General features: G+C 62.0%; 18 protein-coding genes. 12 read left to right on the forward strand and 6 right to left on the reverse strand.

What is annotated here, in order from left to right; genetic code table 11:
- The first annotated feature begins 172 nt into the window (after nucleotides 1-172).
- The 9 genes from K0F85_RS25690 to K0F85_RS25730 all read left to right on the forward strand — a co-directional run bounded on the left by K0F85_RS25690 (nucleotide 173) and on the right by K0F85_RS25730 (nucleotide 9,552).
- Nucleotides 173-2,104, forward strand: a complete 1,932-nt coding sequence (locus K0F85_RS25690) for an AMP-binding protein (protein WP_219118703.1) — start codon at nucleotides 173-175, stop codon at nucleotides 2,102-2,104.
- A gap of 14 nt (nucleotides 2,105-2,118) precedes the next feature.
- A complete protein-coding gene (locus K0F85_RS25695; protein WP_257638169.1) occupies nucleotides 2,119-2,934 on the forward strand; it encodes an ABC transporter ATP-binding protein in 816 nt (271 codons plus the stop codon).
- 25 nt (nucleotides 2,935-2,959) lie between these two features.
- Entirely contained in the window at nucleotides 2,960-3,856 is an 897-nt protein-coding gene (locus K0F85_RS25700; RefSeq protein ID WP_219118704.1) for a branched-chain amino acid ABC transporter permease, read from the forward strand.
- A gap of 75 nt (nucleotides 3,857-3,931) precedes the next feature.
- Complete coding sequence (locus K0F85_RS25705) at nucleotides 3,932-4,990, forward strand: branched-chain amino acid ABC transporter permease (RefSeq protein WP_219118677.1); 1,059 nt, start codon at nucleotides 3,932-3,934, stop codon at nucleotides 4,988-4,990.
- A 58-nt stretch (nucleotides 4,991-5,048) separates the two neighbouring features.
- Complete coding sequence (locus K0F85_RS25710) at nucleotides 5,049-6,368, forward strand: ABC transporter substrate-binding protein (protein ID WP_219118678.1); 1,320 nt, start codon at nucleotides 5,049-5,051, stop codon at nucleotides 6,366-6,368.
- Between the two features lie 67 nt (nucleotides 6,369-6,435).
- Nucleotides 6,436-7,278, forward strand: coding sequence for an ABC transporter ATP-binding protein (locus K0F85_RS25715; protein WP_219118679.1), 843 nt, complete (start codon nucleotides 6,436-6,438; stop codon nucleotides 7,276-7,278).
- Nucleotides 7,279-7,294: 16 nt separating this feature from the next.
- Nucleotides 7,295-7,612 (forward strand): MmcQ/YjbR family DNA-binding protein, encoded by a 318-nt coding sequence (locus K0F85_RS25720; RefSeq protein WP_257638170.1) that lies wholly within the window; start codon nucleotides 7,295-7,297, stop codon nucleotides 7,610-7,612.
- A 38-nt stretch (nucleotides 7,613-7,650) separates the two neighbouring features.
- Nucleotides 7,651-8,907, forward strand: a complete 1,257-nt coding sequence (locus tag K0F85_RS25725) for a phenylacetate--CoA ligase family protein (RefSeq protein WP_219118680.1) — start codon at nucleotides 7,651-7,653, stop codon at nucleotides 8,905-8,907.
- A gap of 63 nt (nucleotides 8,908-8,970) precedes the next feature.
- The gene (locus tag K0F85_RS25730; RefSeq protein WP_219118681.1) at nucleotides 8,971-9,552 is read left to right on the forward strand and encodes a hypoxanthine-guanine phosphoribosyltransferase; all 582 of its coding nucleotides are present in this window, start codon (nucleotides 8,971-8,973) and stop codon (nucleotides 9,550-9,552) included.
- A 48-nt stretch (nucleotides 9,553-9,600) separates the two neighbouring features.
- Here the strand turns inward: K0F85_RS25730 and K0F85_RS25735 are convergent, their stop codons facing one another.
- The 3 genes from K0F85_RS25735 to K0F85_RS25745 all read right to left on the reverse strand — a co-directional run bounded on the left by K0F85_RS25735 (nucleotide 9,601) and on the right by K0F85_RS25745 (nucleotide 11,735).
- On the reverse strand, nucleotides 9,601-10,554 hold the full coding sequence (locus K0F85_RS25735; RefSeq protein ID WP_219118682.1) for a nitronate monooxygenase family protein: 954 nt from the start codon (nucleotides 10,552-10,554) through the stop codon (nucleotides 9,601-9,603).
- 99 nt (nucleotides 10,555-10,653) lie between these two features.
- On the reverse strand, nucleotides 10,654-11,577 hold the full coding sequence (locus K0F85_RS25740; protein ID WP_219118683.1) for an MBL fold metallo-hydrolase: 924 nt from the start codon (nucleotides 11,575-11,577) through the stop codon (nucleotides 10,654-10,656).
- 8 nt (nucleotides 11,578-11,585) lie between these two features.
- Entirely contained in the window at nucleotides 11,586-11,735 is a 150-nt protein-coding gene (locus K0F85_RS25745) for a DUF1289 domain-containing protein (RefSeq protein ID WP_306986014.1), read from the reverse strand.
- Between the two features lie 356 nt (nucleotides 11,736-12,091).
- On the opposite strand from K0F85_RS25745, the gene K0F85_RS25750 reads away from it, so the two are divergent.
- Both K0F85_RS25750 and K0F85_RS25755 read left to right on the forward strand, forming a co-directional pair.
- The gene (locus K0F85_RS25750; protein ID WP_219118684.1) at nucleotides 12,092-12,505 is read left to right on the forward strand and encodes a CopG family transcriptional regulator; all 414 of its coding nucleotides are present in this window, start codon (nucleotides 12,092-12,094) and stop codon (nucleotides 12,503-12,505) included.
- 54 nt (nucleotides 12,506-12,559) lie between these two features.
- Entirely contained in the window at nucleotides 12,560-13,834 is a 1,275-nt protein-coding gene (locus K0F85_RS25755; RefSeq protein WP_257638171.1) for a PHB depolymerase family esterase, read from the forward strand.
- Here K0F85_RS25755 and K0F85_RS25760 read toward each other — a convergent pair.
- The 3 genes from K0F85_RS25760 to K0F85_RS25770 all read right to left on the reverse strand — a co-directional run bounded on the left by K0F85_RS25760 (nucleotide 13,827) and on the right by K0F85_RS25770 (nucleotide 18,349).
- Entirely contained in the window at nucleotides 13,827-14,978 is a 1,152-nt protein-coding gene (locus tag K0F85_RS25760; protein WP_219118685.1) for a two-component system response regulator, read from the reverse strand. The genes K0F85_RS25755 and K0F85_RS25760 overlap by 8 nt on opposite strands.
- 31 nt (nucleotides 14,979-15,009) lie before the next feature.
- Nucleotides 15,010-18,057, reverse strand: coding sequence for a response regulator (locus tag K0F85_RS25765; RefSeq protein ID WP_219118686.1), 3,048 nt, complete (start codon nucleotides 18,055-18,057; stop codon nucleotides 15,010-15,012).
- Between the two features lie 94 nt (nucleotides 18,058-18,151).
- Complete coding sequence (locus tag K0F85_RS25770; protein WP_219118687.1) at nucleotides 18,152-18,349, reverse strand: cysteine-rich CWC family protein; 198 nt, start codon at nucleotides 18,347-18,349, stop codon at nucleotides 18,152-18,154.
- Nucleotides 18,350-18,580: 231 nt separating this feature from the next.
- Between K0F85_RS25770 and argB the strand changes: the two genes are divergently transcribed.
- On the forward strand, nucleotides 18,581-19,474 hold the full coding sequence (gene argB / locus K0F85_RS25775) for an acetylglutamate kinase (RefSeq protein ID WP_010393729.1): 894 nt from the start codon (nucleotides 18,581-18,583) through the stop codon (nucleotides 19,472-19,474).
- Nucleotides 19,475-19,576 lie beyond the last annotated feature (102 nt).

The raw sequence follows: 19,576 nt of genomic DNA on the forward strand, positions 1-19,576 counted from the left end.
TGCACCATCGAAAAGTGGGTAAATGTCCCCGAAAAGACAACTCGGCAAACTAACGCAGGCTACTATCATTGCACAAACGCCTTACACATAAAAACACAGAGCGCCATCCAAAGAGATGGAGCCTGAGACAAGCAACAGGGAGACACTGGTGCAAACGACTACCACAGCAACCATGCCGACTTTTCCGCGGCGCTTATTGCAACACGGAAAAGTACGATCCGACAAACCTGCCTTTCGCGAAAAACACCTGGGCATCTGGCAGACCTGGACCTGGCTCGAGGTCAACGACGAGGTACGCGCGCTGGCCTGCGGCCTGGCCGCCATCGGTTTCCAGCGCGGCATGAACCTGGCCATCATCGGCGACAACCGTCCCCGCCTGTACTGGGCCATGCTGGCCGCGCAAAGCCTGGGCGGCGTGCCCGTGCCGCTGTACCAGGACGCGCCGGCCGCCGACATGGCCTATGTGCTGCAGGATGCGGAAATCCGCTACGCCATCGTCGAAGACCAGGAGCAAGTCGACAAGCTGCTCGAACTCAAGGCCCTGTACCCGCACATCGCCCACATCGCCTATGACGACGAACGGGGCATGCGGCATTACCGCCAGCCGGAGCTGATGTCCTTTGCCGCCCTGCAGGTGCTGGGCAGGGCCTATGACCGCGAACATCCAGGCTTTTTCGAAGCCGCAGTGGAAGCCGGTGCTGGCAGCGACTCCGCCGTGATCTTGTACACCTCGGGCACCACGGGCAAACCTAAGGGTGTGTGCCAAAGCCATGCGGCGCTACTGGCCGCCGGCGTTGGCGGCGTCGCCTTCGACAAGCTTACCGACAATGAAGACATCCTGTCCTACCTGCCCATGGCGTGGGTGGGCGACTGCCTGTTTTCGCTGGCGCAGGCCATGGTGGCCGGCTTCACCGTCAACTGCCCCGAATCGGGCGACACGGTGATGATCGACATGCGCGAAATCGGCCCCACCTGCTACTTTGCGCCGCCGCGCGTGTTCGAGAACATGCTCACCAGCGTGATGATACGCATGGAGGACGCCAGCAGCATCAAGCGCCACATGTTCAGCCATTTCATGGGCGTCGCCAAGCGCTGCGGCGCGCAGATTTTGGATGGCAAGCGCGTGTCGCTGGCGGATCGCCTCAGCTACAAGCTGGGCGAGCTGCTGGTCTACGGCCCCCTGAAAAACGTGCTGGGATTGTCGCGCGTGCGCGTCGCCTATACGGCCGGCGCCGCCATCGGCCCCGACCTGTTCCGCTTCTACCGCTCCATCGGCGTCAACCTCAAGCAATTGTACGGTTCCACCGAAACCTGCGCCTATGTGTGTCTGCAGCCGGACGGCAACATCAAGTTCGACAGCGTGGGCTTGCCCGCTCCCGGCGTGGAAGTCAAGCTGGCGCAAAATGGCGAAGTGCTGGTCAAGTCGCCGGCCACCATGAGCGGCTACTTCAAGCGTCCCGATGCCACCGCCGAAGTGATCGACAACGATGGTTACTTCCATACAGGAGACGCCGGCGTGTTCGACAGCGAAGGCCATTTGAAAATCATCGACCGCGCGGCCGATGTCGGCAAGCTGACATGCGGCGCCATCTTCGCGCCCAACTACATCGAAAACAAGCTCAAGTTCTTCCCCTTCATCAAGGAAGTGGTGGCCTTCGGCCATGCGCGCGACGAGGTCTGCGCCTTCATCAATATCGACATCGAAGCGGTGGGCAACTGGTCGGAGCGGCGCGGCATCGCCTACTCGGGCTACACCGACCTGGCGGCGCGCGCCGAGACCTATGGCTTGATCCGCGACTGCATCGAGCAAGTCAACGCGGAACTGGCGGCCGACCCCTTGATGGACCGCACGCAGGTGCACCGCTTCCTGGTGCTGCACAAGGAACTCGACCCGGACGACGACGAGCTGACCCGCACGCGCAAGGTGCGCCGCAAATTCATCGCCGAAAAATACGCGGTACTCATTTCCGCCCTGTATGAGGGCAAGACCTCGCAGTTCATTGAGACCCAGGTCAAATTCGAGGATGGCCGCAGCGGTTCGACCAGCGCCGACCTGCAGATCTGGACCAGCAAAACGTATCCGGCCCTGGGCCTGGCTGCATGATGGAGTACAGCACGATGCAAATGAACGAACCCGACGTCCACTTCGGCACGGCCCGCAAGACGGGCCCCGTGATCCTCGACCTGAAAAATATCTCGCTGTCGTTCGGCGGCGTGAAAGCGCTGACCGACATTTCCTTCGACGTCAAACAGCACGAGATCCGCGCCATCATCGGCCCGAACGGCGCCGGCAAGAGCTCGATGCTGAACGTGATCAATGGCGTGTACCGTCCGCAGCAGGGCGAGATCATTTATCGGGGCGAACACCGGCGCGGCATGGACTGCTACCAGGCTGCCAAGTCCGGCATCGCCCGCACCTTCCAGAACATCGCCCTTTTTAAAGGCATGACGGTGCTCGACAACATCATGACGGGGCGCAACCTGAAGATGAAGTCGAATTTTCTCTTGCAAGCCCTGTACTGGGGTCCGGCGCGGCGCGAGGAAATCGAGCACCGCAAGAAGGCGGAGGAGATCATCGACTTCCTGGAAATCCAGGCCATCCGCAAGACACCCGTGGGGCGCCTGCCCTACGGCCTGCAAAAGCGTGTGGAGCTGGGCCGCGCGCTGGTGGCCGAACCGGAAATTTTGCTGCTGGACGAACCGATGGCCGGCATGAACGTGGAAGAAAAACAGGACATGTGCCGCTTCATCCTCGACGTCAACGACCAGTTGGGCACTACCATCGTGCTGATCGAGCATGACATGGGCGTGGTGATGGATATCTCCGACCGCGTGGTGGTGCTCGACTACGGCAAGAAGATCGGCGACGGCACGCCCGACGAGGTGCGCAGCAACCAGGATGTCATCAACGCGTATTTGGGTGTCGCGCACTAGCACCAGACAAGGGATAGCAATGAATATCAATTTTTTCTTTGAAGTGCTGATCGGCGGCCTGCTGTCAGGCGTCATGTACGCGCTGGTGGCGATCGGTTTTGTCCTGATCTACAAGGCTTCGGGCGTGTTCAATTTTGCGCAGGGAGCGATGGTGTTTTTCGCCGCCCTCACCTGCGTCGGCATCATGGACAAGTTCGGCCTGTCGCTGTGGCTGGCCATCCCGCTGACGATGCTCACCATGATCGTCCTGGGCATGGCCATCGAGCGCGTAGTCTTGCGGCCCCTCGTCAACCAGCCGGAAATCACACTGTTCATGGCCACCATCGGCCTGACCTTTTTCATCGAAGGCCTGGCGCAGCTGATGTGGGGTTCGCAAGTGCACAAGCTGGACCTGCCCATCGAAGACGTGCCGATGCAATTCCTGATGGACCATTTCAATATCATCGTTTCACAGTTCGACCTGGTAGCAGCCGGCATCTGCGCGCTGCTGGTGATCTGCCTGGCGCTGTTGTTCTCGAAAACCAAGGTAGGCCGCGCCCTGCGCGCCGTCGCCGACGACCACCAGGCGGCGCTGGCCGTGGGCATACCGCTGCAGCGCATCTGGGCCGTGGTGTGGGGAGTGGCGGGCCTGGTGGCGATGGTGGCCGGCTTGCTGTGGGGCGCGCGCAACGGCGTGCAGTTCGCCCTCACCTTCGTCGCCTTGAAAGCCTTGCCCGTGCTGATCCTCGGCGGCTTTACCTCGGTGCCGGGCGCCATCGTCGGTGGCCTGATCATCGGCGCGTCGGAAAAGCTGGCCGAAGTCTACCTCGGCCCCATGGTGGGCGGCGGCATCGAAGGCTGGTTCCCGTATGTGCTGGCCCTGCTGTTCCTGCTGGTGCGCCCGGAAGGCCTGTTCGGCGAACGCATCATCCGGCGCATCTGACGCCGCACCGCCACCGCAACATGCATACGATGCACCCGACGCACAACGCTACCGCTCCATCGCAAAGGACACGCCATGATTTACCGTGAAGCAGGACAATTCAAGACCAGCTACCAGGCTGACAACCAGATTTTCCCGATCCGGCAAGACCGCCTGGCGCTGACGGCCACGCTACTCGTCGCCGTCTTCCTCCTGCCGTATTTTGCCTCGCCCTACCTGCTGTCGGCGATCCTGATTCCCTTCCTGATCTTCGCCCTGGCGGCACTGGGCTTGAACATCCTGACCGGTTACGCGGGCCAGCTGTCGCTGGGCACGGCCGCCTTCATGGCCGTGGGCGCGTTTGCCTCGTATAACTTCATGGCCCGCCTGCCGGGATTGCCGCTGCTGGTGTCGTTCATCCTGGGCGGCCTGTGCGCGGCCATGGTGGGCATCGCCTTCGGCCTGCCCTCCTTGCGCATCCGCGGCTTTTACCTGGCCGCTTCCACCCTGGCGACGCAGTTCTTTGTCGTCTGGTGCCTGACCAAGATCCCCTACCTGACCAACTACAGCTCCTCGGGCGTGATCACGGTGCAGAAAATGAGCATCCTCGGCTACCAGTTCGATACGCCGCAAAGCAAATACCTGCTGGTGCTGGCCATCGTGGCCGGCATGGCACTGCTGGCCAAGAACATGATTCGCTCGAACGTGGGCCGCTCGTGGATGGCCGTGCGCGACATGGACATGGCGGCCGAGGTAATCGGTTTCAGACTGATGCGCACCAAGCTGCTGGCGTTTGCCGTCAGCTCGTTCTACTGCGGCGTAGCCGGCGCCCTGTATGCCTATGCCTACCTGGGCACGGTGGAACCGGAAGCGTACAACCTGGACCTGTCCTTCCGCATCCTGTTCATGATCATCATCGGCGGCGTCGGTTCGATTCTCGGTTCCTTCCTCGGCGCGGCCTTCATCGTGCTGCTGCCCGTTTTCCTGAACACCATCGCGCATGGTCTGGCATTGCCGACCAGCGTGGCCTCGAACCTGGAATTGATGGTGTTCGGCGCGCTGATCATTTTCTTCCTGATCGTCGAGCCACACGGCCTGGCCAGGCTGTGGCAGATCGCCAAGGAAAAGTTGAGACTCTGGCCCTTCCCCCATTAAGTTTTTGCAGTCGATGTCGGTTCACTTGAATACCAAATAAAACAAGAGGAGACACACAATGAAACACATCAAATCGCTCATGCTGGCCGCCGCCATCGCCAGTGCCGCACTCACCATGGCAGGCAGCGCCCAGGCCCAGGACAAGGAACAGTACATCGCCCTGCCGTCCTACCGCGTGGGACCCTACGCGGCCGGCGGCTCCGGTTTCTACGGCGGCATCATCGACTACTTCAACCTGGTCAACCAGGCCGGCGGCGTGAATGGCGTCAAGATCAGCTGGGAAGAATGCGAAACCGAATACAACCCCTCGCGCGGCGTCGAATGCTATGAACGCCTGAAAACCAAGCAAGGCGGCGCCACCCTGGTCGAAACCCTGTCCACGGGCGTCGCCTACGGCATTCTGGACCGCGTGGCGCAAGACAAGATCCCCATGACGATGATCGGCTACGGCCGCTCGGACGCCGCCAACGGCAAGGTCTTCCCGTATGTCTATCCGCTGATCTCCAGCTACTGGAGCCAGGCCGCCGCCATGATCAAGTACCTGGGCGACAAGGATGGCGGCATGGACAAGCTGAAAGGCAAAAAGATCGTCCACCTGTATCACGATTCGGCCTTCGGCAAGGAGCCGCTGCCCGTACTGGAAGCGCTGTCGAAACAGTACGGCTTCGAACTGGTGAAAATTCCCGTCGCGCCACCCGGCAGCGAACAGCAATCGCAATGGCTGCAAATCCGCCAGGCCAAGCCGGATCACGTGATCCTGTGGGGCTGGGGCGTGATGAACTCCGTCGCCATCAAGACGGCGCAGCGCAACGGCTTCCCGCGCGACAAAATGCTGGGTGTCTGGTGGGCCGGCTCCGAGGAAGACATGATTCCATCGGGCGACGCGGCCAAGGGCTACACGGCGATGACTTTCAATACGCCGGGCAACTACCCCGTGCTCGACGACATCCGCAAGAAACTCTACGCGTCCGGCAAGGGCAACCTGTCCGACCAGTCGCGCATCGGCTCCGTCTACCACATGCGCGGCGTGACGGCCGGCATCCTGTGGGTGGAAGCGATCCGCGTGGCGCAGGAGAAATTCGGCAAGGGCAAACCGATCACGGGCGAGCAGATGCGCTGGGGCCTGGAAAACCTGAACGTGGACGATGCGCGCCAGAAGGCTGTGGGCGCGCTGGGCATGTTCCCTACCGTGAAAACCAGCTGCGACGACCATGAGGGCTCGGGCGCCGTGAAAGTGCAGCAATGGGATGGCAAGAAATGGAACGCCATCACGCCGAAATGGATCGTCGGCGACAAGGCCCTGGTGCGCAAGCTGGTCGAGGAATCCTCTGGCAAGTACGCGGAAGAGAAAAAGATCACGCCGGCGTGCATGAAGTAATGCAGTAGGCGAGAAGAACCGGACCGGCCATCGCCGGTCCCGTGTTTAACATTTTAAAGAAGCAGCCATGACCCACACTGCCACGCAATCCCCGATCCAGGCGGAAGCGCCGCCGTATCTGTCGGTGAACAATATCGAAGTCATCTACGACCATGTGATCCTGGTCCTGAAGGGTGTGTCGCTGCAAGTGCCGCAAGGCAAGATCGTGGCGCTCTTGGGCGCCAACGGCGCCGGCAAGTCGACCACCCTGAAAACCATCTCGACCCTGCTGCGCGGTGAACGGGGCGACGTCACCAAGGGCGAGGTCCAGTTCAAGGGCGAGCGCGTGGACCAATTGACGCCGAATGAACTGGTCAAGCGGGGCCTGTCGCAAGTGATGGAAGGCCGCCACTGTTTCGGCCATCTCACCATCGAGGAAAACCTCTTGACAGGGGCCTACACGCGCAGCCTGTCGCGCGGCGAGCTGAAAGACGCACTGGAAAAGGTCTACCACTATTTCCCGCGCCTGAAAACGCGGCGCAGCAGCCAGGCCGGCTATACCTCGGGCGGCGAACAGCAGATGTGCGCCATCGGCCGCGCGCTGATGGCCAAGCCGTCGATGATCTTGTTGGACGAACCCTCGATGGGTATCGCGCCGCAGATCGTCGAAGAAATCTTCGGCATCGTCAAAGACTTGAATCACAAGGAAAACGTGTCTTTCCTGCTGGCCGAACAGAACACCAACGTGGCGCTGCGCTACGCCGACTTTGGCTACATCCTGGAGAACGGACGGGTCGTGATGGAAGGGCAAGCCCAGGAATTGGCCAGCAACGAAGACGTCAAGGAGTTTTATCTGGGCGTCTCCAGCGCCGGACGCAAGAGCTTCCGCGACATGAAGTTCTACCGCCGCCGCAAGCGCTGGCTGGCCTGACAGCTGGGCAGCCTTCATGGACCTGGCGCGGGCGAAGCAGCTGTGCCGCGCCTTTCCCGGCGCGACAGTAGACATCAAATGGACGAACGTGCTGGCGTTTTGCGCCGGCGGCAAGATGTTCGCCCTGTGCGGCGCGCAAGCGCACAGCACGCGCGGCATGAGCGTCAAGCTCGATGCGGAACGCTTCCTGGAATTGACGGAGCGCCCCGGTTTTCGCCCGGCGCCCTGCCTGGCGCGGGCCGGTGGGTGCTGGTCGCCAGCCCGGACGCACTCGACGACGGGGAAATGGCGGCCCTGCTGCAGCGCTGATACAGCCTCATTTTTGCAGGACTGACGAAAAAAAATGCAACGTGACATTGGAGAATCCGCAACATGACCGATACGCTCGACAGTCTGGAAGCACGCGCCCCCGAGGCGCGCGAACGCGAATTGATGGCCGGCCTGCCGCAGCTGATCGCGCGCGCACAAAAGGCGCCGGGCTGGGCCAGCATCCTCGATGGCGTCAACGCGGCCGACATCACCAGCCGCGCCGCGCTGGCGCAACTGCCCGTGACGCGCAAGTCCGACCTGAAGCAATTGCAGCACGCGCAACTGCCGTTCGGCGGCTTGAACACGACGCCGAAGAACGCCTTGTCGCGCGTGTTCATCTCGCCTGGCCCCATCTTCGACCCGGAAGGGCGCGGCCCGGACTGGTGGCGCTTCGCGCGGCCCATGTATGCGGCCGGCGTGCGCACCGGTGGCTTGCTGCAAAACTGCTTTTCGTATCACTTCACGCCGGCCGCCTTCATGGTCGAAGGGGGCGCCGCGCGCATCGGCTGCACCGTCATCCCGGCCGGCATCGGCCAGACGGAAATGCAGGTGCAGGCGATGGCCGACCTGAAGCCGGACACGTATATCGGCACACCGTCGTTCCTGAAACTGATCATCGAAAAGGCGCGCGAAATGGGCGCCGACATCAGCAGCGTCACCCAGGCCCTGATGGGGGCGGAAGCCTTGCCCGAATCCTTGCGCAGCTGGTTTGCCGAGAACGGCGTACCACACGTGTTCCAGACCTATGCCTCGGCCGATATCGGCAGCATCGCCTATGAAACGGCCAGCAACGGCAAGCTCAATCCGGGCATGGTCGTTGACGAAGACGTGCTGCTCGAAATCGTCCATCCGGGCAGCGGCATTCCCGTCGCACCGGGCGAAGTGGGTGAAGTGGTCGTCACCGTCTTCAATGCCGACTACCCGCTGATCCGCTTCGCCACTGGCGATTTATCGGCCGTGCTGGTCGATACGCCGGAGTCGCCGTGCGGGCGCACGAATACGCGCATCAAAGGCTGGATGGGACGTGCCGACCAGACCACCAAGGTGCGCGCCATGTTCGTGCATCCGTCGCAGGTGCATGAAATCGCGCGCCGTCACCCGCAAATCAGGAAGGCGCGGCTGGTGGTATCCGGGCGCATGGCCAACGACGAGATGACTTTGCATTGCGAAGTCGACGATCCGCTTGACACCAGCGGCGTGGAAGCCATCATCGGCGCGATCCGCGAACTGACCAAGCTGCGTGGCGACGTGCTGCTGGTGGCCGTGGGCAGCCTGGCGCAGGATGGCAAAATAATCGACGACATGCGCGATTACAAATAAGGCGAAATTGCGGGATAATACCGGCATTGACCATCAGCCCCATTCATCGCCATGCAAGAGTCCATGCAAGAATTTCATCACAACCGTGCCCGTGACCTGATCAAGAACGCGGAACTGCTGTTCGACCAAGATACCGTGCAGGCGTCGATCACGCGCATGGCCGATGTGCTCAACACGCGCTTCAACGCCGAGGGGACGAAAGAGTTCCCGCTGGTGCTGGGCGTGATGGGCGGCGCCGTCGTGTTTACGGGCAACCTGCTGCCGCAACTGAGCTTTCCGCTCGAGTTCGACTACATCCATGTGAGCCGCTACGGCGACGACGACAAGGGTGGCGAAGTGGTGTGGAAAGTCATCCCGCGCTCGAATGTTGCGGGCCGCACCGTCATCGTACTCGACGATATTCTGGACGAAGGCGAAACCCTGGCGCACGTCAAGCAGCGCTTGCTGGACATGGGCGCCGCGGAAGTGATCCTGGCCGTGTTTGCCGACAAGGCCATCGGCAAGAAGAAGCCGGTACAAGCCGACATCGTCGGCCTGGTGATTCCGAACCGCTTCGTCGTCGGCTTTGGCATGGATGCGTATGGCTACTGGCGCAACCTGCCGGGTTTATGGGCCATCAAGCCAGAAGATTTGAAGCAGGAGTAAGCTTGGCTTGGCCGGCGCGGCATGCCGCGTCAGCCGGCAGCACCAGCCTTACAGCTTCAACCGCGCGCGCGCCGCATCGTATTCGGCCTTCAGGCGCGCCACCATCTCTTCCACGCTCGGCACATCATTCATCAGGCCCACGCCCTGGCCCGCACCCCAGATGTCGCGCCAGGCCTTGGCGCTGCCGGAGCCGAAATTCATCGCACTCTTGTCCGCTTCGGGCAGGGCTTCCGGATCGAGTCCAGCCGCGACGATGGATTTTTTCAGGTAATTGCCGTGCACGCCCGTAAACAGGTTCGTGTAGACGATGTCCGACGCTGCGGATTCGACGATGGCGTCGCGGTAGCCATCGCTGACGTTCGATTCCTTGGTCGCCAGCCAGCGCGAGCCAATGTAGGCAAAGTCGGCGCCCATGGCTTGCGCAGCCAGCACGGCGTCGCCCGTGGCGATGGAGCCCGACAGCGCCAGCGGACCGTCAAAGAATTTGCGCACTTCGCCCACCAGCGCGAATGGCGACAGGGTACCCGCGTGGCCGCCGGCGCCACTGGCGACCAGGATCAAGCCATCGACACCCGCTTCCAGCGCCTTTTTCGCGTGGCGGATCGAAATCACGTCATGCAGCACGATGCCGCCGTAGCTGTGGATGGCGTCGAGCATTTCCTTGGGCGGCGCGCGCAGCGAGGAAATGATGATGGGGATCTGGTGTTTCACGCACACTTCCACGTCGTGCGCGAGGCGGTCGTTCGACTGGTGCACGATCTGGTTGACGGCGATAGGCCCGACTTTCTTGTCAGGATTGGCGGCCTGGAAGGCGGCCAGCTCGGCCTGCAGGTCGGTCAGCCAGGTGTCGAGCAATTCGGCGGGACGCGCGTTCAGTGCAGGGAAGGAACCGACGATGCCGGCCTTGCACTGCGCCGCGACGAGTGCCGGGCCGCTGGCGATAAACATCGGCGAGGCGATAACGGGTAAGGAGAGGTTTTGCAACGCAACAGGCAATGCCATGGCGGACTCGCTGGAAAGTTGATCGGGATGAGAAACACACTGAACGTTGATTATAGTGCAGAAAAAGTACGATCGTGCTGAATTTATCGCCTGATCGTTTCAGCCCTCGTTCAGCAAGTACTCACCCTCAACCCGTGCCGCTGCAACCCTCACCAGCTGCGCGACGGCCCACTCGGCCAGGGCGGCCGCCTCCTGGCGCAGGAAGCGCCGGTTGGCTTCTACGAAGACCGGCATGCCACGCAACAGGGCCGGTATTGCGGCGAGGGCAATGCGCTGGCGTTCCAGCAGCAAAAATTTCAGCAGCACCTTGACGGCATTCTGTGCGTTGCGCACGGGATCGGACGACAGGTAATCGAGACGTGAATAGGCGCGCTGCAGGGCGCTCGCGGCGTCCTGGAATGGCCGGCCGTGGCCAGGAATGACAACCTGCACGTCCAGGCTGGCGATCAGGTCCAGGGTGGCGCGCGCTTCACGAAAGCCGGAGCCGCCATCGAGTTCGGGGAAGATCACGCCAAAGCCGTTTTCCCACAGGGCGTCGGCGGAGATCAGTATACCCTCCTGGGCGCAGTAAAAAATCAGGGAATGCGGGTCGTGGCCCGGTGCGCCCAGCGCCTGCCAGGCCATGTCTGCCAGGGTGAAGGTGTCGCCAGGCGAGACGGTGGCGTCAAAGCCGAAGCGCGGGCATTGCTGGCCGGTGGCCTGGAAACTGAGGGCATCGACATCCCACGCGCGCACCTTGTCCGCTTCCGCCACGGGAATGGCCGTATGGCAGCCGTATTGGGCTTGCAGCAGCGCGTTGCCGCCGCAATGGTCGGAGTGCAGATGGGTGTTGAACAGCCGCTCCAGCGGCCGGCCAGCCAGGCTGTGGTGCAGCAGGGCCAGGGTCTGCGGCGCATGCGTGACATAGCCGCTGTCGATCAGTGCCGTGTCGTCCTTGCCCTTGAACAGGATGTTATTCGACGACAGCCAGCCGCGTTCGAACACCTGCATGGCCTCGGGGAACAGCGCTGGCGATCGCGGCATGGGCTTCCTCAGAAGTCGGGCTCGAAATCGAGCAGGGATACACGGCCCGGCAATTCGGCCCACACGGCGCGCTTGAAGTCGTCATCGGCCTTGCTCCAGGCGATGATCTCGTCGAGCGTGCGCAAGCAGCCTTCGCACAAGCCGCTGTTGCGGTTCATCTTGCATAGGCTGACGCAAGGCGACGGCACCGGTGACGGCAAGGGGAGCGGAACGACTGGCGGAGTATCGACCATCATGGAGCGGCATCGGTGACTGTGGAGCGCTCATTATGCCGCGAAACCGTGCCGGCGAGGCGATGGCATAGGCATGCAATATTTCTATCGCCATATTTTCAGCGCAAAACATGATCAAAACTATATGTAGCGCACATTTATTTTATGCCGGGTTTTCACTCTGCGAAGGCCTTGTCCTACACCCCGACCAGCCCAGATCCTGCTTGACTTGAGATATTTCACAACTATACTACCATCCATACAGATGGCAAATGGATGCCACGTGGAGTTTTTGGAGATATATGGCCAAGCAAGACAGCAAGCCCAAAATTGGGGAATCCGAAAAAATCACGATCAACCTCGGCTTGATCGACCTGGGGCAGATCGATTTGCTGGTCCAGGAGGGATTTTATTCCAACCGCACGGATCTGATCCGTACGGCCATCCGCAACCAGCTGGGTATCCACGCCGACGTGGTGAAACAAACCGTCGCCCGTAAAAGCCTGGTATTAGGCATGCAGCATTATTCGCGCGCCGACCTGGAATCGATCCAGGCCGCCGGCCAGCGCCTGCAGATACAGGTGCTGGGGCTGGCCAGCATCGCCAGCGACGTCTCAGTGGAACTGGCACTGGCCACCATCGAGTCGATTTTCGTATTAGGTGCCCTGCACGCCAGCACCGTCGTCAAGACGGCGCTCGCAGGGCGAATTCACTAGCGTATTGGTTCGCGGCGATGACCCGGCCGATGCGCAGCACCGTTAAGGACGGCCATGAAACTACCTCTCAACATGCTGGCGCAGATGCGCGCAGCGACCCGTAACCTGATGGGCAGCGGTCCCGCCGCCGCCACCGAAGCGATCCAGCAGGCGCTGTCCGCCGCCGGCCTGACGCAGCAGGCAGCAGCCGCGCAGCAGCAGCCCATGCGCGATATCAATCCCCCGCCCGCGCCTCCACCCGCCCCAGCGCAGGCCCGAGCCGAGCAGGCGCAAGCTGCCGCCGCGCCAGAAACGCCGGCCGCGCCGCCCACGCCCGCGCAGGCGGCGCAGGACTTCGCGCAGGATTTCATGGCGCGCCTGGGCGTGCCTGCAGGCCTGGGCCAGCACAACTTCGACATGCCCAGCTTCGAGCTGCCGAATTTTCATCCGCCCGGCTTCAGCGCGCCGGCCGCCACGCCGGCGGAGATGCCCGCTGGCGCGCAGTTCATCGACGGCGTGTACCGCAACCATGCGGGCACGCGCTCCTATAAACTGTATATCCCCGGCAGCTATCACGGCCAGGCCATGCCGCTGATCGTGATGCTGCACGGCTGCACGCAAAATCCCGACGATTTCGCCGCCGGCACGCAAATGAATGCGCTGGCCGAAGAAAAGGAGTGTTTTGTCGTCTACCCGGCGCAGACGCAGGGTGCCAACAGTTCGCGCTGCTGGAACTGGTTCAATGCCATCGACCAGCAGCGCGACCAGGGCGAACCTTCGCTGATCGCCGGCATCGCCCAGCAAGTCATCGACGAATACCCGGTGAATGAACGCGAAGTGTTCGTCGCCGGCCTGTCGGCAGGCGGCGCCATGGCCGTCATCGTCGGTACCCTGTACCCGGAATTGTTTGCCGCCGTCGGCGTGCACTCCGGCCTGCCCTTCGCTTCGGCACAGGACTTGCCGTCGGCGCTGGCAGCCATGAAGGGCGGCGCCATGCCCAATGCCCAGCGCAAGGCGCCGGCCGGCGGCGTGCCCATCATCGTCTTCCATGGCGACCGCGACACCACCGTCAACCCGCGCAATGGCGATGAACTGATCGCCCAGGGCGTGCGCAGCCAGGCTGGCGGCAAGGCGGCCACGGCCGATTCCATCGACGGCAGCGTGCCGAATGGCCACCGCTACACGCGCACCACGCACAGCCAGGCCGACGGCTCACCGCTGGGCGAGCACTGGGTCATCCACGGCGCCGGCCATGCCTGGTCTGGCGGCAGCGGCAGCGGCACTTATACGGACGGAAAAGGTCCCGACGCCAGCCGCGAGATGCTGCGTTTCTTCAAGACCGTCAGCTGATGTTTTCGGTGTATGGCGCGATCTGCCGCTGCTTGTCGGCGATCTCGCACACGCCATCGGCATAGCGGTTGGAGATGGCGATGAACTGGTCCTGGATCTGCAGGAAGGCATCGACGATCTCGGCGTCGAAATGCGAACCGCGCCCCTCGACGATGATCTGCACGGCCTGCGCATGGTCCATGCCCTGCTTGTAGATGCGCCGGCTGATCAGGGCGTCATAGACGTCGGCCAAGGCCATCAGGCGTGCTGAAATCGGGATGGCTTCGCCAGCCAGGCCTTGCGGGTAGCCACTGCCATCCCATTTTTCATGGTGGCTGTAGGCGATCTCCTTGGCGTACTTGAGGAAATCGACTTCGATGCCCAGTTCGTGCTCGGCCGCCAGAATGGCGTCGCGTCCCAGGGTGGTGTGCGTCTTCATGATCGCCATTTCATGCGGCTCGAAACGTCCCGGCTTGAGCAGGATGTGATCGGGAATGCCCACCTTGCCGATATCGTGCAACGGCGCCGTCTTGAACAGCAGTTCGATATTCTTGTCCGTCAAAAAATCGCGGAAACGCGGCAGGCAACGCACTTCTTCGGCCAGCGCTTTCAGATAATGCGAGGTGCGGCGGATATGATTGCCCGTCTCGCTGTCGCGCGTCTCGGCCAGTGAAGCCATGGCATGGATGGTGACGTCCTGCAGCGCCGCCACTTCCTGCACGCGGCGCTCCACTTCCGTTTCCAGGTAATGATTCTGGTCACGCAAAAAATCCTGCATCTGTTTCATCGCCAGCTGCGTCTTGATGCGCGCCAGCACGATGGGCGCTGAAATCGGCTTGGTGATGTAATCGACGGCGCCCAGGGCCAGGCCCAGCTGCTCGTCGGCCACTTCGCTCATGGCGGTAACAAAAATCACGGGTATGCCGGCCGTGGCGGGATCGGCCTTCAGCGCACGGCACACATCGTAGCCGCTCATGCCCGGCATCATGATGTCGAGCAGGATCAGGTCGGGCTGATCGCTGCCGGCGGAAATCTTCAGGGCACGTTCGCCATTGACGGCGATCTTGGTGCGGTAATCGTCTTCCAGCACTGCGCGCAGCAGGTCGATATTGTCTGGCGTGTCGTCGACCACCAGGATGGTTGGCTTGCTTGCCTGCGCTCTCATGCCCGTCCTTCGCTCTGCATAGTTATCCTTGTCACAGTGTCAGCTCCAGCGCATCGGCCACCTCGCCAAGCTGCGCCAGCGCACCTTCGAAATCGTATTGTCCCAGCATGCGCTTCAACTGGCGCGCGTGTTCCGCCTGCCCGGCCGCGACCAGCACGGGGCCGATGCCGTCCAGGTGCTTGACGGCCTGCGCATCATCCTGTTGCAGCAACTGCGACAATTCGCGCAAGCCCGCTTCCAGGTGCGCCCGGTCCACCGGCGCCACGTGCGCCACCGCCGCGCCGCCCGCCTCGGCCACATTGCCGCGCGACTGCATGGCCAGCACGATCTTCGGCACCAGTTCGTCGAGCGCCAGCGTGCAGGCGGCCAATGCCTGCGGCAAGCCATCGTGCGAGCCCAGGCTGAGCAAGTGCTCGACCCGCGCGGCGCTGTCGGCCAGGCCGCCGGCGCCGATATTGCCGGCCAGGCCCTTCAGGGTATGCGCTTCGCGGATCGCCGTCTCGAGCTGGTTGTTCTCGATGGCGGCAACGATGCGCTGCATGGCATCGAACTGGGTTTCCACAAAACGGTCCAGCAATTTTCGCATCAAGGCGGCATTGCCGCCCACGCGGCGCATGGCTTCCGCCATTTTCAGGCCGGCGATCACGGGCAGCTCCGCTTCCGGCTGCGCCACCATCGCCGTCATTTCCTGCGGCGCGGCTGGCGCGATCCAGCGCGCCAGGGTACCGAACAGCTGCGCCACGTCGATGGGCTTGGCGATGAAATCGTTCATGCCGGCGTCCAGGCATTTTTCCTTGTCGCCCACCATGGCATTGGCCGTCATGGCGATCACGGGCAAATTCGAATAACGGGGGTCCTGGCGCAATTTTCGCGTCGCCTGGTAACCATCCATCACGGGCATCTGGCAATCCATCAGCACGCCGTCATAGGCGTTTTCCTCGATCTTGGCCAGCGCGATGGCCCCATTGCCCGCGATGTCGACGCGGATGCCGGCGTCGTTGAGAATATGCTGCGCCACTTCCTGATTCACTTCGTTATCCTCCACCAGCAGCAGCCAGGCGCCGCGCAGGGCGCGCTCGTCGTCGCGGTAGCTGCTCTGGCGCTGCGTCTTGCGGCTCTGCCCCGTCACGCCGCCAAACACGAACGATATCTGGTCGAGCAGGGTCGAGGCGCTGACCGGCTTGTTCAATACGCCGTCAAGCGGCAACTCGCGCTGGCGCGCCGCCTCCAGCAGCGCTTCGCGATGGAAGGCCGTGACCATGATGCAGGCCGGCGTCGCAGCGATGCCGGCGGCATCGGCACGGATGCCGGCCAGGGTATCGAGGCCGTTCATGCCCGGCATTTTCCAATCCATCAGCACCAGCCCGTACGGACGCCCCTCGGCGCGCGCCTGCGCCACGGCACCGATGGCCAGCACGCCGCCAAACACGGCACGCGCCTCGAAACCAAGCGCCGTCAGCATGCTGACGAAGATTTCACGCGCGCTGGGGTTGTCGTCGACCACCAGCACGCGCAGGCCCTGGAACTGCCGTGGTACTGGCAGATTGTCGCGCGGCACGGCGGCCAGGCCGAAGCGGGCCGTGAAGAAAAAGGTGCTGCCCACACCCGCTTCGCTGACCAGGTCGATCTCGCCTTCCATCATTTCCACCAGGCGCTTGCTGATGGTCAGCCCCAGGCCCGTGCCGCCATGGTGGCGCGTGGTCGAGGTGTCGGCCTGGGTAAAGGCCTGGAACAATTTGCTGCGCTGGGGTGGCGTCAGGCCGATGCCCGTGTCGCGCACGTCCACGCGCAAGACAGCCGCATGTTCTTCCAGCTGCTGCAGGCGGATGCTGACAACGATCTCGCCCTTGTCGGTAAACTTGATCGCGTTGTTGGTCAGGTTGATCAGCACCTGGCCCAGGCGCAGCGGGTCGCCCTGCAATGCATTCGGCACGTCGGGGGCGATGTCGAACAGCAGCTCCAGCCCCTTGTCCTGGGCCCGCATCACCGACAGATCGGCGATCTGCGCCAGCACGTCTTCGAGGAAAAAATCGACTTTTTCAAAGGCCATCTTGCCCGCCTCGATCTTCGAGAAATCGAGGATGTCGTCGATGATGGCCAGCAGGTTCTTCGAAGCAGATTCCACCTTCTCCAGGTAGTTGCGCTGGTTCGACGTGAGTTCCGTCTGCAGCGCCAGGTGGGTCATGCCAATGATGCCATTCATCGGCGTGCGGATTTCGTGCGACATATTGGCCAGGAAGTCCGACTTCATCTTGGTCGCATCCTCGGCCACTTCGACGGCGTGGCGCAAGTCCTGCTCGACGGCCAGGCTGGTGCTCATGTCCTTGAGCGCCTGCAGCAATTCTCCCGTCTCGTCGCGCGACGTCACTTCGATGACGGAACTTAAGTCGCCATTGGCCACGCGCGTGGCGATCGCCACCGCCTCGCCCAGCGGGCGCGTGATCGAGCGCGCCGACCAGGCAAAGGCGAGGCCCGTCAGCAAGGCTGCCAGGCCGATGCCGCCCATCAGCAGCAGCGAAGTATCGATGTCGTTGCGTATCCTGGCGGCGCTGTCGCTGATCAGCTGCTGCTGCAGGTCGTCGAGCTGGCCCACGTACAGCAGCACTTTTTCCAGCACAGGCAAGGTCTGCGTCTGCATGGCCTGCTCGGCGCGGGCATGCTCGCCGCGCTCGACCAGTTCGAACATCGTCTTGAGCGAAATATAGTAGTCGGCGCGAGCCAGGTGCATCTGTTCCAGCAGGCGCCGTTCCTCGGGCCGCGCATCGAGACCGTCGAGGATGCGCACCTGCTCGTCGATGCCTTGTTTGATCGCTTCCAGGCGCGCCTGATTCGCCTGGCGCAGCGCCAGATTGTGCTGGTTCGGCAGGTTACCGATACGCGTGGCTGCCTCGCGCGCCAGCCCATGGATCTTGCTGGTGGCCTTGGCGGCGACCCAGTCGCGTTGCAGGATATCGTCGGTCTCGGCGCGGATGGCATAGATGCGGCTGCCAGACAAAACGATGACGACCAGCATCAGCACGATCAAAATGGCATAACCGGCATTGATGCGCACGCCGATACTGATATCCCTGAAGCGCATTACTTTCCTATAAGAAATTCTTGAAAATCGAAGTCTGAACGTATTCCCCTATAAAATGCAAGGTCTTTTGCAAAGGAAAAGCGCGCCGATACGCTTATCTGAGCGGTTTTGCCGCCGGGGACGTCAAGGCGGCGATGCGCTCTTGCAGGCAGGCGGGACACCAGCAACCCACGGCGGCGCTGCCGGGCACGGGAACGGCCGGCGGCAGGGCCACGCACCAGCACGGTTGCTTGGCGTCCGGATCGAGTTGGCCACACTGTAAGATGGCGCCGCACAGGCTGCATACGCTCATGGCTGTGTTTGAATTGGCAAGTGTGTGTCATGCTGCGCCAGGATGCGACGCAGATGTAACTGGCAGTAAAAGGGCTGGCGGGGGGACATATCGGGCCAGACTATAGGATCATCAGGGAAAATACAACAAGATCGCCCTATAATGCCTCCAAGATTTTCTTCTTCCCTGTAAAATCGCACAAATCTATTTTCCGGACTCGCCATGAATCAACTAGCTAACTTGAACCTGGACATGAATGACGACTTGACGGCGGTGTCGCCGCAAATCAAGGCGCAGATTCTGGCCGAGGCCCTACCCTACATCCGCAATTTCCATGGCAAGACCATCGTCATCAAGTACGGTGGCAATGCCATGACGGACGAACGCCTGAAGCACGGCTTCGCGCGCGACGTCATCCTGCTCAAGCTGGTCGGCATGAACCCGGTCGTGGTGCACGGCGGCGGACCGCAGATCGACAATGCGCTGAAAAAAATCGGCAAGCAAGGCACCTTCGTGCAAGGCATGCGCATCACCGATGAAGAAACCATGGAAGTGGTGGAGTGGGTGCTGGGCGGCGAAGTGCAGCAGGATATCGTCATGCTGATCAACCATTACGGCGGCCAGGCTGTGGGCCTGACGGGCAAGGATGGCGGCTTGATCCGCGCGCGCAAAATGCAGATGCCGGACCGCGAACATCCGGGCGAATTCCTCGACATCGGCTTTGTCGGCGAGATCGACGCGATCAACCCGGCCGTCGTCAAGGCGCTGCAGGACGACGCCTTCATCCCCATCATTTCGCCCATCGGTTTCGGCCAGGATGGCCAGGCCTACAACATCAACGCCGATGTCGTGGCTGGCAAGATCGCGGAAATCCTGAAAGCGGAAAAGCTGATCATGATGACCAACATCGCCGGCGTTCAGGACAAGCAGGGCAACCTGGTGACCGACCTGTCGGCGCGCGAAATCGACGAGATGTTCGCCGATGGCACGATCTCGGGCGGCATGCTGCCGAAGATCTCGTCCGCGCTCGACGCCGCCAAGTCCGGTGTCAACACGGTGCACATCATCGATGGCCGCATCGAACACTCATTATTGCTGGAAGTGTTGACCGAGCAGGCTTTTGGTACTATGATCCGTTCGCACTAAAAAATAATTCGGCGCAATTCACCCAGCGCCGATTTTTTATGCCCTTGTAGCTCAGTGGTAGAGCACTCCCTTGGTAAGGGAGAGGCCACGTGTTCGATCCAC

The sequence above is a fragment of the Janthinobacterium sp. UMAB-56 genome (assembly GCF_900095265.1).
Classification (GTDB): Bacteria; Pseudomonadota; Gammaproteobacteria; order Burkholderiales; family Burkholderiaceae_D; genus Janthinobacterium.